12 protein-coding genes are annotated in these 12,389 nt (G+C 40.5%); 6 read left to right on the forward strand and 6 right to left on the reverse strand.

Annotated features, from left to right (window positions below; translation table 11 throughout):
- Positions 1 to 673: 673 nt before the first annotated feature.
- The gene (locus RG963_RS08335) at positions 674 to 2,038 is read right to left on the reverse strand and encodes an NAD-dependent succinate-semialdehyde dehydrogenase (RefSeq protein ID WP_310575803.1); all 1,365 of its coding nucleotides are present in this window, start codon (positions 2,036 to 2,038) and stop codon (positions 674 to 676) included.
- Positions 2,039 to 2,323: 285 nt separating this feature from the next.
- Between RG963_RS08335 and RG963_RS08340 the strand changes: the two genes are divergently transcribed.
- Together RG963_RS08340 and RG963_RS08345 are read left to right on the forward strand one after the other, a co-directional pair.
- A complete protein-coding gene (locus tag RG963_RS08340) occupies positions 2,324 to 2,695 on the forward strand; it encodes a hypothetical protein (protein ID WP_310575804.1) in 372 nt (123 codons plus the stop codon).
- Between the two features lie 625 nt (positions 2,696 to 3,320).
- Complete coding sequence (locus tag RG963_RS08345; protein ID WP_310575805.1) at positions 3,321 to 3,737, forward strand: cupredoxin domain-containing protein; 417 nt, start codon at positions 3,321 to 3,323, stop codon at positions 3,735 to 3,737.
- Positions 3,738 to 4,450: 713 nt separating this feature from the next.
- Here the strand turns inward: RG963_RS08345 and RG963_RS08350 are convergent.
- Entirely contained in the window at positions 4,451 to 5,647 is a 1,197-nt protein-coding gene (locus RG963_RS08350; RefSeq protein WP_310575806.1) for a tetratricopeptide repeat protein, read from the reverse strand.
- Between the two features lie 271 nt (positions 5,648 to 5,918).
- Between RG963_RS08350 and RG963_RS08355 the strand changes: the two genes are divergently transcribed.
- Positions 5,919 to 6,608 carry an HAD family hydrolase gene (locus RG963_RS08355; protein WP_310575807.1) on the forward strand — a complete coding sequence of 230 codons (690 nt, stop codon included), beginning with the start codon at positions 5,919 to 5,921 and terminating at the stop codon, positions 6,606 to 6,608.
- A gap of 254 nt (positions 6,609 to 6,862) precedes the next feature.
- On the opposite strand, the gene RG963_RS08360 is transcribed toward RG963_RS08355, so the two are convergent.
- A complete protein-coding gene (locus RG963_RS08360; protein ID WP_310575808.1) occupies positions 6,863 to 7,741 on the reverse strand; it encodes a tetratricopeptide repeat protein in 879 nt (292 codons plus the stop codon).
- 858 nt (positions 7,742 to 8,599) lie between these two features.
- Positions 8,600 to 9,124 (reverse strand): response regulator transcription factor, encoded by a 525-nt coding sequence (locus RG963_RS08365; RefSeq protein WP_310575809.1) that lies wholly within the window; start codon positions 9,122 to 9,124, stop codon positions 8,600 to 8,602.
- 243 nt (positions 9,125 to 9,367) lie between these two features.
- On the opposite strand from RG963_RS08365, the gene RG963_RS08370 reads away from it, so the two are divergent.
- Positions 9,368 to 9,649 (forward strand): helix-turn-helix domain-containing protein, encoded by a 282-nt coding sequence (locus RG963_RS08370; RefSeq protein WP_310575845.1) that lies wholly within the window; start codon positions 9,368 to 9,370, stop codon positions 9,647 to 9,649.
- A gap of 135 nt (positions 9,650 to 9,784) precedes the next feature.
- On the opposite strand, the gene trxB is transcribed toward RG963_RS08370, so the two are convergent.
- Both trxB and RG963_RS08380 read right to left on the reverse strand, forming a co-directional pair.
- Positions 9,785 to 10,714, reverse strand: coding sequence for a thioredoxin-disulfide reductase (gene trxB, locus RG963_RS08375; protein ID WP_310575810.1), 930 nt, complete (start codon positions 10,712 to 10,714; stop codon positions 9,785 to 9,787).
- Positions 10,715 to 10,772: 58 nt separating this feature from the next.
- Positions 10,773 to 11,015: a glutaredoxin family protein gene (locus RG963_RS08380; protein WP_310575811.1), complete on the reverse strand. Its 243-nt coding sequence runs from the start codon at positions 11,013 to 11,015 to the stop codon at positions 10,773 to 10,775.
- A 164-nt stretch (positions 11,016 to 11,179) separates the two neighbouring features.
- Between RG963_RS08380 and dph5 the strand changes: the two genes are divergently transcribed.
- Positions 11,180 to 11,980, forward strand: coding sequence for a diphthine synthase (gene dph5 / locus RG963_RS08385; protein WP_310575812.1), 801 nt, complete (start codon positions 11,180 to 11,182; stop codon positions 11,978 to 11,980).
- A 42-nt stretch (positions 11,981 to 12,022) separates the two neighbouring features.
- A complete protein-coding gene (locus tag RG963_RS08390; protein WP_310575813.1) occupies positions 12,023 to 12,304 on the forward strand; it encodes a DUF357 domain-containing protein in 282 nt (93 codons plus the stop codon).
- Positions 12,305 to 12,389 lie beyond the last annotated feature (85 nt).

The raw sequence follows: 12,389 nt of genomic DNA on the forward strand, positions 1-12,389 counted from the left end.
ACCAGAACAGGATTTAGTAAGCCCTACACCTGTCCTCACTCCGTTCTTCTATTCTATGCGAAGCCCTTACCAGCGCAACGAATAAACTCCGAATTCGTCGCCCCAAGTGTCCAGACAGCGCATACATAAGATGGGTTCTGCCTGACTTGGGGATTCCCGAAAAACTCTTCTTGCCCGAAAAGCTCTAAAAATAGACGAAAGCACATCAAGAAGCCTATCAGCCTTCCAGTCATAGCCATAAATGCTGCAGCCTATTCGTGTCTTGTTACGATCAATTTGATTCTGGAAATCCGGAGAGATTCAGGCAAGTCAAGGTTTTCTTCGTCTAGCAGTCCGAAATATCTACGCCTTCTTCTTGAATCTGGGCAACTAAAAGATCCGAAGCTTTCATGAAAAACCATAAAATATAATTCAATCGTTATGTTTATTGTTCAGATAATATTAAATATAATTTGATTTAATTTATTTATTTATTTATTTATTTATTTATTTATTTATTTAATTAAACTTGAATTAAGTCGTTTGTTAAGCTTAAGTTAAGTTCTCTGTTAAGCTTAAATTAAGTTTACTGGTCAAACTTAAACAAATTATCAAGCTTAAATAGGTTACCTAATCAACTCTGGATAGTTTTCAAGATAAAGCTTCAATCATTTCTCAGACACTGTGAGAGCCTTCATTTGTTAACCACTACAGTCTTGACATTCACAAATTCCTTAACCCCGTAGTGGGAAAGCTCTCGCCCGATCCCGGACTTCTTTACCCCGCCAAAAGGTAGCCTCGGGTCGGACTTAACCATCCCGTTGATAGCTACAAATCCGGATCTGATCCTTTTTGCCAGCTTTTCAGCCCTTTCCAGATTTCCGGACCAGACTTCGGCCCCAAGCCCAAACTCTGTGGAGTTTGCGATTTCTACGGCTTCGTTTTCGTCCTTTGCCGTGATTACCGGCGCAATAGGTCCGAAAACTTCCATATTGCAGACCTTCATGTCTGAACTGGCTGCAGGGATAAGGGTCGGCCTGAAGAAAAAGCCCTTTTCAGGTTCCTTTCCGTAAATTTGAGGCTTTGCCCCTTTCTTTTTCGCATCTTTCAGAACCTTTTCAAGACTATCGACAAATTCTTTCTTTGCAACAGGTCCAATATCGGTTTCTTCATCCATCGGGTCCCCGATTTTCAGTTCCTGAATATTGAGTTCAAATGCCTCAATAAAATCCACCACAACATCTTCTACAACGATAAATCTCTTGGCAGCAATATAGCTCTGTCCGGTATTGAGAAAACGGGACTTCACTGCAACTTTCGCGGCCTTCTCGATATCGGCATCCTCAAGTACTATAAAAGGATCAGATCCTCCAAGTTCCAGCACAAGAGGCTTGATCACTCCTCCCACAAGTTCTCCTATTTCCGAGCCTGCACCTATGCTGCCTGTAAAAGATACACCATCCACCATATCCTCTTCAATAATCTCCATGGCAGTTTTTAAGTCAATTAACAGGGTGTTGAAAACATGCTCAGGGAACCCAGCTTCAAGAAAGACTTTCTCAATCTCCAGTGCCGATCTTGGCACATTCGAGGCATGTTTGACTACACACACGTTTCCTGCACACATTGTAGGTATTGCAAACCTGAATACCTGCCAGAATGGGGAATTCCAGGGCACGATTCCGAGAATCACTCCCAGTGGCTCAAAAGTTACATAGCTTTTCTCAGCCCCGGTATCCACAACCTCATCTTTCAAAAACAAAGCCGCATTCTCAGCGTAATAATCACAGAGCCAGGCGCATTTCTGGACCTCATCTCTTGACTGCCTGATAGGCTTTCCCATTTCAGTTGTAATAATCTCGGCATAGATATCGTTATTCCGTCGAAGCACCTCTGAAACCCCTACAAGATACTTTGTCCTTTCGTAAACAGACAATGAACTCCACATGGAAAAAGCAACCCTGGAATTTTCAATCCGGGTCTCGCATTCCCCGAAAGAAAATGAGTCGTATATCCAGTTTACTTCTTCAGTGTAAGGATTAACGGATTTGATTTTCATAACCTCCCCCGAAAAAAGTCATTTAATAATATTGGGATTCCTGGTATTATAATTTAAGGAGAATTGAGAAGAAAATAAAGATTCCGGGTCTTACAGTAAATTCATAAAACCCGATAAAGAATAAATCTCCAAATTTATAACCAGTTTTTGATCGTCTAAGAAGAATTATGTTCAGAATCTAGCAGTAATTATTATAAAACCTCGATATCAATTATAAAGCATCTATTATAATACACCTAATTTAAGTGGAGGGAAAATATGAGAAAAGCACTTGTTATATTGATAGTGTTGTTCGGCGTTTTTCTAGCAATAGGATGTGCTGGTCAGAAAGATGGGGCTCCAAATGAAACAGGAACTCCAGAACAGGCTGTAACTGAGGTTGAAGTAGTAACTGGAGTTGAAGCTGTAACTCCGGTTCAGGAAGTGGTAGCTGTAACTGAAGTCGTAGAGGAAACCCCTGTTCAAGCAGTAACTCCGGCCGAAGTAGTTACTCCAACGGGAGTACAGAATGTAACTGAAAGACAGACTGTGACCGTAAAACGGACTACAACTGAACGAGAAACCGCAACTGAAAGACAGCTTCCGGCTAGGAACACTACAGGCACTACTGGTGGGGACGGTGGAGTAATCCACGTAACACCTAATACGGGCAAATAATGGGATGGGCCTGAAGAAAACTTAATAAAACGAGATATGGGCAGAGCATCAAGTAATTCTGAGTAAAGGTTGAATTATCGAATGAAACGAAGACAGTTATTGATGATTAGGATTCTGCCCATAATACAAAACATTTACAGTACAATCCTGTAATATAAACTTTAATACAAAGAAGCGTAGCTGTGGCATTTCCTTCAGGCAACAGGACGACAAAAGGGCCTTAAGTATACAAGTCCGTATTTGCCTAAGAAGGTATATCGGGGTCGCTACAAATTTAGCTTAAAAGAGATAGCTTTTTAAAAAGGGCTTCATTTTTTTAGAAAAAGTAATCCAGCTCTTAACAATGGAGTGAACTGTTTTTTCTTATTAACCTGCAAGATACCGTGTACATCTGATAACCTTCTTTTAAAATGCTTTATTTCATGACACTTAAACATAACTTATTTCTTGATTCAAAGAGTTAAAGCTGGAAAAAGCAAATTTCCTTAATTTGTTTCCTATTTTACCTTCAAAGAGCCTAACACCAAATTAAATCATAACAGAAACTACGTTTAGAATCTGGTAGGAACCATTATAAAATCAAAATATTAATTATAAAGCACGTCATTTTTTATGGAGGGAAAGAATGAGAAAAGAACTTGCAATTTTCATAGTTTTACTTAGCATATTCCTGGCAATAGGATGTGCAGGAAATAAACAGGCAACTCCAGCCGAAACACCTGTAGTAACTCCGGTTGAAACACCTGTAGTCCCGGTTTCGGCTGTAACGCCTCAACCTTTGGGAGAAGGAAAGATCGTCGAAGTTGCCATTGAGAATTTTTCCTTTAACCCTGCATCAGTCGAAATATTAACAGGTGATACTGTAAGATGGAAGAACGCGGACTCGGTCACTCATACCGTGAGAGGGCCTACTTTCGAGTCAGGTGAACTGAAAAAAGGAGATACGTACGATTTCCTGTTTACAGATGCCGGAACCTATAATTATAACTGCTCGATTCATCCTTCTATGAAGGGGACTGTGGTAGTTAATGAGAAGAATTGAAGATTTATGAAAGTATCGAAATTTGAAATCAAAAATTGCTGAAAATTTCCATTTTGTGAAAAACAGGATTTAAAAAACGGTTCTTATTTTTAAGGCTACTTTTAATGCGGATTCCTTTTTAATTTGGGACTGAAAATCGGCATATTTTCTTGTGATAAAATAGAAAAGATTTAATCTTTACTTTTCCTCTGCCTTTTCCCGTCTAAAATCGTAAAATCATCCCTGCAATATTTATTTCGCAGACTTCTCAAGTCCTTCGAAACCGGGGAGGAAATAGCCTTACAGACTTTTAGTGGTCGCCGTTAAAAAAGAGTTATATGCCTGCGACCTCGAGGCTGTGGGCTGTTTCGGTTGCAAGCTTTTCTATTTAGGGGATCCCGCCGACACTGGATTTATGAACTCCTGAAGGATAATGTTTGCATTGGTATTGGTTAGTTGGGGCAGAGGAACAACTTCATACTCGAGAAGAATACTTTTTCTATCATCCCTTGTTACTATAAGGTCAAATTGGTCAGTTTTATGACCCTGAATTCTATCCCTCTCGGGTGTGTAACTTCGATAAAACGGTGTATTTCATACAATTCTGGCCTTGATTCTGCAGTCCAGTTCTTATAAATAATCCAATATTCAATTATTTATTCCTTTCTATTTCTCAAATGGGTCATTTGAACTTAAAATGGAAATAAATATAAAGATTAGATAATCTTTTTTAATTACTGTATATCTCCTCGTGCCTGAGCATACCGGGGGTCAATTTCTACAGCTTTTTGATACGCGTCTTCAGCCTCTTCTTCCCGTCCAAGAAAACTTAGGCAGATAGCTTTTCCAAACCAGGAATCTGCAGTCTGAGAATTGAGGTTAAGTGCCTTTTCATATATTTCCAGGGCCTCTTCAAAGCGTTTGAGCTGAGCGAGGACGAAACCCAGGCTGGAATAGGCTTCAAAATATTCGGGATCCAGCTGCGTGGCTTTCCTGTATGCTTCGACAGCCTCCTCAAATCTCTGAATCTGGCTGAGGGTAAAGCCTTTGTTATACCAGACATCGGCATTTTCTGCGTTAATTGCGATGGCTTTTTCAAAAGCTTTAATTGCTTCGTCATACTTTTCGAGGTTTTCGAGATCTATTCCCATATTGTTCCAGGCGTCATCGTTCTCTGGATCCAGTTCCACGGCTTTTTCATAGGCTTTCAACGCCTGCCTGTAACTGCCAAGGCTGTCCAGGTCCACTCCTTTATAGTGCCAGGCTTCGAGAAAACCAGGATCAAGTTCAAGTGCCTTGTCGTAAGCAATAATTGCTTCGTCATAATTTCCCATCTGCCCGAGAGCTATGCCTTTTCCTACCCAGGCTTCTTTATAATCAGGATTTTCCTTGAGGACTTTTTCATAGGCTTCGACCGCCTGCTCGTAGTCTCCTGCCTGGCTCAGGTTAAGGGCCTTTCCGTACCATGCATTGGGATAGTCAGGCCTGAGCTCAAGAGCTTTTTCATAGGCTTTAACAGCTTTTTCGTATTTTCCAGCTTGAGAAAAGGAGAAAGCCATATTATTCCAGAGGTCTGGATCTTGGGGATTGATTTTAACAGCTTTCTCATAGAGCTCGAGAGACTCCTCGTATCTTCCAAGGGTTTCAAGAGCTGCAGCCTTATTGTTTAAAAGGTAGATATTAGTTGGGTCCTTCTCGATTGCCTTATCGAAAGCCACAATTGCTTCATTGAACTTTCCAAGCCTGAGAAAGTCGAGTCCGCATTCGTTAAATTCGGCTGCAAGGACTTCATCGCTAACTTCTTGCTTACCTACATCCCCCGAATCGCTCAGAACATACAAATCTTCGGAAACCTTCCCCTTTTCAGCTTCGGTTTTCTCTTCTCTACCTTCGTTTACGAAGGTTTTATCCTTTGGTTCTTCGGAACTCATATCAAAATTTCCTGTACTGCCTTTTAGAATAGACCCTGCGGATTCTCAAGTGCCCGCGTTAGTTATTTACTTAAATCCATTGTTCGTTTATAATTTATACATCTGTCCTTTATGGCTTTTATAGCCTCTCCCCAAGAAGAATTAGGAATAGTTCTGGGACGGAGATAAGGAATTTAAAAAACAAGGCATAGAGGCCTGTTAAATCCACAAAAATTGGGCAGATCAAAAAATGGAAAAAATTTAGAAAAACATTAAAGGGATTCAGAAAACCATGGAAATAACTTATCCCGAAACCTTGAAGGCAATACTCTTTGATATGGACAACACCCTTTTTGATTTCGTAGCCGCAAAACTTGGAGCTTGTAAAGAGATTCTCTCATATATTGGAAAAGGAGACATTGCAGAAGAACCTTCGGAACTTTTCGAATATTTCTTGAGAGGAGTTTACGGTTTTGAAGACTATGAAAATATCAGGGACTATATGATGGAAAGAAGGCTTTTTACTGCGGAGAACTACAGGCAGTGCTGTGAGATATATGAAAGGGAAAAGCTGCAAAACCTCGAACTCTATCCCGGCGTAAAGGACACCCTTGACGAGCTGAAAAAATTGGATCTGAAGCTCGCGATTATAACGGATGCTAATAGTTACCATGCTCGGGCAAGGCTTACAAAGGTCGAACTTCTGGATTACTTCGATCTTCTCGTAGCTACGGATATGACGGGCACAAAAAAGCCAGATCCCACACATTTTCTTTTTGCCCTCCAGGCTCTTGGAACCAAGTCCGAAGAAAGCTTGGTAGTAGGAGACAGTATTAAAAGGGACATGATCCCCGCCCGCAAGCTTGGATTGAAAACCGCTTATGCTTCGTACGGAGACTGGAGGCCTGCAGAAGAAACGGATCAATGCTTCGATTTCAGGCTCAATGCATTTTCGGATTTGCTTGATTTATCCGGGCTCTGAACAGGCACGCAGTTAAACCTGAAATTTGCACAATAAAGGATAAGAATAAAAAATATAAATAAATCTATTTTTCATATCATTCTTTCAAATCCGTTATTTTACAACCACTTTTCCATATTCGCTATATAAGCCAGATAGAGAAGGAGAAATGAAAATTTTTGGCCGCCAGATCCACTAGTCCAGTGAAGGATGACTAACGGTTTTTTTCGGCTCTGTATCTGCTGCGTTTATGGAAAGCCCTGCAATTTGGCTACTTAAAGGAGATCCGAATATATCGGATTTATATCGACTGCTCTTTCGTAGGCTTCCATTGCTTTTTGGTGTTTTTTAACCCTGTCGTATACAATACCCTTGCCAATCCAGGCTTTTGTAAAACTTGGATTGATATCGATAGCCCTTTCAAAAGCTTCAAGAGCCTCGTTGTATTTTTCCAGATCTCTCAGGGCAATTCCTTTATTGTACCAGAACCTGGCATTCTCGGGATTTGCTTTAATCTTGGTGTCAAAAACCTCCACTGCTTTTTCGAGATATAATCTTGCTTCTTCGTGCTTTCCAAGCCAGCGGAGAGCCACGCCCTTGTTATAAAGGGCTTTTCCGTTTGCAGGGTTTAACTCAAGAGCCCTGTTAAAAGCGTTAATGGCTTCTTGATAACTCTGTATCTTACAGAGACCCATGCCTTTCTTGCACCATTCGCTTGCGTTCATAGAGCCCATATCATAGCTCTTTTCATAGAGGCGGATAGCCGTCTCAAAATCATCCATAGCGTCATCGTATGCCTTCATTTCCCTCAAAGCCATTCCCCGCCTGTACCAGACTTCAGGGTCTTCAGGAGCAAGAGATATAGCCCGGTAATATGCATCCAGAGCTTCTTTATATTGCATAAGACCTAAAAGCAGTTCAGCTTTGGAATACCAGGTTTTAGCATCTGCAGGGTTGATCTGAAGGGATCTGTTAAGGGCATCGAGAGCTTCATCATATCTCACAAGGTTTTTCAGCACCATCCCTTTGCTAAACAAAATTTTTGCATTGTCAGGGTTTATTTCAAGAGCTTTGTTGTATGCATCCAGAGCTTCTGAAAACCGTTTAAGTTCATGGAGTGCAACGCCTTTATTGTACCATTCATTCGAAGTCATAGCTCTAACCACACCTTTTTTCGATTACGTTTTTCCACCGTTTACCACATCTACTCAGCAATAATATTGCTTTCAGAGCATTAAATCAATTTTGCACTTCAGCTCCGTATTAAAAATAAGAACCTATTTACAATTACACATACAGTTACACATACAGTTACACATTATGATTTACGTTTTGCTCTTTTTTAAGGATTTTGAAATATTCCTACACACTATTATTTTAAAAATAATGTTTTCAAAATATGGACTATAATTAGATAAAATAAAATAACTTTATATTATATTCTTTCAAATTAGTATTAAAATTAAGGAAATAAATTTATCTCGGGCTTAAGTTCTTCCGCTTTTCCTCTATTTGATCCGCTATCCTGCCCTGACCGGGGAAAAATTGATTCAGAAAATAACGCTGGAGAAATTCAGTAAGTTAAATTTCAGCAAAAGCAGGGGCTACTCCCTCTCGCGGCCGGTCAAAACTTCATTGTTGCCTTTTTAGATTGAAAACTTTATGGATTTCTGGTCTGCAAAAACTTACAATAAGCAAGGTTCTTTTCTCCAAATCTGTCCTTCTTCTAAAAATGTATTCTGGAGATCATTATAAAGATAATAAATATTACTGTAAAGAAGGCTACAGCGGGAAAAATAAATTAATCAATTCAGTTAAAGGAGCTCGTAAAGAAATCATAAAGACATATATGAGTACATTTCAAACATATCTGGAGAGATGCAGGGAATAAAATTCCTGGAGAAAGGCTCTAAAAATATTTAGCTTTTCAGAGTAGTCCTCCCAGTTTACAGAACTTTAGAAAAGAAAGAAAGAAATTTTTTCCTGATATAAGTCGGTTTTCTCCTTTCAGGTTAGATTCTAGTACGTCTTAATATCATCCCTACTCTGGCTCTCAGTTCCAGAGGGTTAAAAGGAGTAGAAACATAATCATCAGCTCCTGACTCAAAAGCTTCGACTCTATTTTTCACCCCGTCACTTTCACTAAGCATCATAACTGGTATCCACCAGTACCTTGAACTGGCTTTAAGCTGCCTGCATATTTTAAAACCTTCGATATCCGCAAGCCCGGTATCCAGCAGAACAAGGTCTGGTTTTTCAGATTTTACCACTTCAAGTGCAGAAAAGCCTTCAGGGGCTTTAACAACGTTGACTTTAACAACGTTATAATCTTCAGCTTCAAGCGTCATCTTAATATTGGAGATATTATTCCCATTACCCATAATCAGGATTTTCTGCCTTGTGTCTTTAAAATTTTCAATTCGGATCTTTACCAGTTCCTCTGGGACTGAAAGAGTACAGGCGATATCTCCCTCGCTTATTTCAGGCTGTGCTTCAATCAATTTCAAAATCTCATGATCAAGATTTTTATTGTACATCACCCTCCATCACCATACAGTATAGATTTTATTAGGTATTAAACATTTCTCAGATTTTTAGTAACATACAATAATTTAAATTTAATATAGTATGGATGGAAAAGAGTTCTCCAAATATTTAGAAGAATTTTTATTGATCGCCGGACTTAACCAATAAGGAGATAAGTTTATAACCGTAAATAGCAAGTTAATATTGGAAATAAGAATCGCTTACGGAGAACAGCCACCTCTGAGATGATAACAATGGATCCACTAGAAAAAATCTTCGGAAAAACCGCACAAATGACAGTCCTTAAGAACCTGATCGAGCGCCAGAACGAATCAACCTATCTTTCAGGGATAGCTGAAGAAACGGGCCTGTCTCACTCGAGCGTATCAAGGGTTATCACCCCTCTGATTGCGTCAGGTATTGTCATAGAAAAACCCCTGGGAAAGCAAATTCGGACTTTCCAGCTGAATATGGAGAGCGAGGCAACAAGGCTGATCATAGATTTCTACAATAAAATCAACCAGATGTTAGATTAAGAAAATAAAAGCGCGGAGAAGAGCGCAGAAAATATAAATTCGGGGCAGGACAAATTTACTGTCCCTTCTTTTCAAATATATAGATACGAAACCTTAAGGCAATTTCATCCAGAAGGTCCTGATTCAGATAATTTTTCATGTAACCTGTTTTTTGAGATCTTCGACGTACTCGTTTGCAGCAGTAGCTGCGAGTGCCCCATCTCTAACTGCTGCCACAAGCTGCCAGATTGGTGTGTCACGGCAGTCTCCAATAGCATAAATTCCATTCTCCGAGGTCTTCAGTGAGCGGTCCGTCTGGATAAACCCTTCTTCATTTTTCTTCACATCAATGATTTCAGTGTTCGGATGAATGCCTACATATATGAAAACACCATCTGTAGCCAGTTCGCGGTGTTCCTCACTTTTAAGGTCTTTGAAGACAATTTTTTCAACCCTTCGAATATCTCCGCTGCTTCCTATGATTTCCAGTAAGCAGGCATTAAAAATGAATTCAATATTCGGAGTCGCAAAAGCCCGGTCCTGAAGGACTTTTGCAGCTCTCGACCGATCCTTCCTGTGAATAAGATAGACCTTCCGGGCAATTTTTGAAAGGAGAAGGGCATCGGTAATTGCCGAATTGCCGCCTCCGACCACTACAACGGTTTTGTTTCTAAAAAATGGCCCGTCACAGATGGCGCAGTAGGAAACCCCTTTACTGATAAACTCTTTTTCTCCAGGCACATTCAAATGCTTGGGATTTGCGCCTGTGGCAATTATGACAGCTCTTGATTCAAGGTCTCCGCTGTCCGTGGAGACTATTTTCTTTTTCTCTTCAGCGCGAACAGAGAGGACTTCTGTTATCTTTGTTTTTACCCCGACTTCCAGAGCATGGCTTTTATATTTCTCCATTAATTCAAGTCCTGAAATCGATGGAAAGCCAGGGTAATTTTCTACGATGTCTGCAAGCGCAATCTGACCGCTAATTTCGCTTCTTTCAAGAATCAGAGTCTCAAGCCCGAAACGTACGGCATAGATCCCAGCTGCGAGCCCTGCGGGCCCCCCTCCTACAATAATCAGATCGTACATAATTGCCTCCTGAATTAGAAAAATCGTTTTGGAAAAAGTGCAAATTCCTTGAACAAATTCATTTAATACGGATGATAGCATCGGCTTTTTTCGGAAGACCTGAAAAAGCTATCTCCCCATCAATAATAGTCGTAGGAACCCCAACTATGCCATATTTGTCAATCAACGCCTGGCCCTCTGGAGTTTCCACATCTATTTCCTCATACTCAAAGTCATATTCGGACTTCAGGTCTTTCCAGAGTCTGCGAGCTGCCGGACAGGCAGTGCACCAGCTGGCGTGGATAAGTGTAACTTTAACCATGATTAAAAACCACCTCTAAAAACTGCAATCGTAAGCTCATTCGTAGTATTAATTTCTAGATATAAATAAGTTAAGCGGATCCGTAAATCAGTAAAATAAAGAAGTAATATAGTGGATATACCTGGACAAAAAGCTTTAAGCCAACAAGACCCCTAAAGCGGGATATGCTCACATTTATAGGCCTGGGCCTTTTTGATGAATACGACATTTCTTTAAAAGGACTTGAGGCTGTCAGGGAAGCCGACCTGGTTTATGCGGAGTTCTATACATCGTGTCTCATGGGTACGAACCTTGAGAAAATGGAAAAGCTCTACGGAAAAAGAGTCATTTTGCTTTCAAGAGAGGATGTGGAGCAGTATCCTAACTGGCTGAACGAAGCAAGAGACAGGAATATTTGCTTCCTGACTGGAGGAGATACAATGGTCTCCACAACCCATGTAGATTTGCGCCTGAGAGCCGAAAAATTGGGGATAGAGACTAACCTGATTCATGGAGCTTCCATCGCCTCGGCCGTTTCGGGGCTTACAGGGTTGCAGAACTATCGCTTCGGGAAATCCGCAAGCATCCCTCATCCCTATGAAAGCAGGAGAGGCACAAGAATAATCTCGGAAACTCCTTATGACATTATAAAACAGAACACCGAACTTGGCCTGCATACTCTCGTATTTCTGGATATAGATAAGGAAAAGGGATACATGACCATAAATACTGCACTCGAGCTTCTCCTGGAGGTTGAAGGAAAACGGGGAGAAGGGGTTATGCGTGGAACTGCTGCAGTAGGAATAGCCCGGGCAGGCTCGGAAAAGCCAATGGTGAAAGCCGATTATGTAGAAAACTTAAAGAGTTTCGATTTTGGAAACCCTCTCCATATCCTCGTAATTCCCGGAAAACTACACTTTCTTGAAGCTGAAGCGCTTGTGAAACTTGCACAGGGCCCAATGGGGTTTATGGAAAAGGCAGAATAAGGAAAAAAGAATGAAACTGCTATCTCCTTCCTGGTGATCAAAATGCCTGCAGATTTGGATGAAAAGGTCAAAAGATATGAAGATATGTTAAAAAGAGCACTCCAGAAAGCAAAATACGCCCCAATTCCGGGATCCCACATGTATATCGTTGCAAAGGATTATTACACAATGGCAGAAGCCTATTACAAAGACGGGGTGTATTTTTTGGAAAACAAAGACCCTGTAAATGCCCTGGCCTCTTTCAGTTACGGTCATGCCTGGCTTGACGCGGGAGCAAAACTCGGGGTTTTTGCAGTAGATGACGAAACTCTTTTTACCATATGAAAGAGGAAAAAGAGAAGGAAGTCAAAAAAATGTAGAGGCCCTAATTTCAGAGAGAAAACATAGAGATCTTAAATGGAAGGATTAA

Source organism: Methanosarcina baikalica (assembly GCF_031461075.1).
GTDB lineage: Archaea > Halobacteriota > Methanosarcinia > Methanosarcinales > Methanosarcinaceae > Methanosarcina > Methanosarcina baikalica.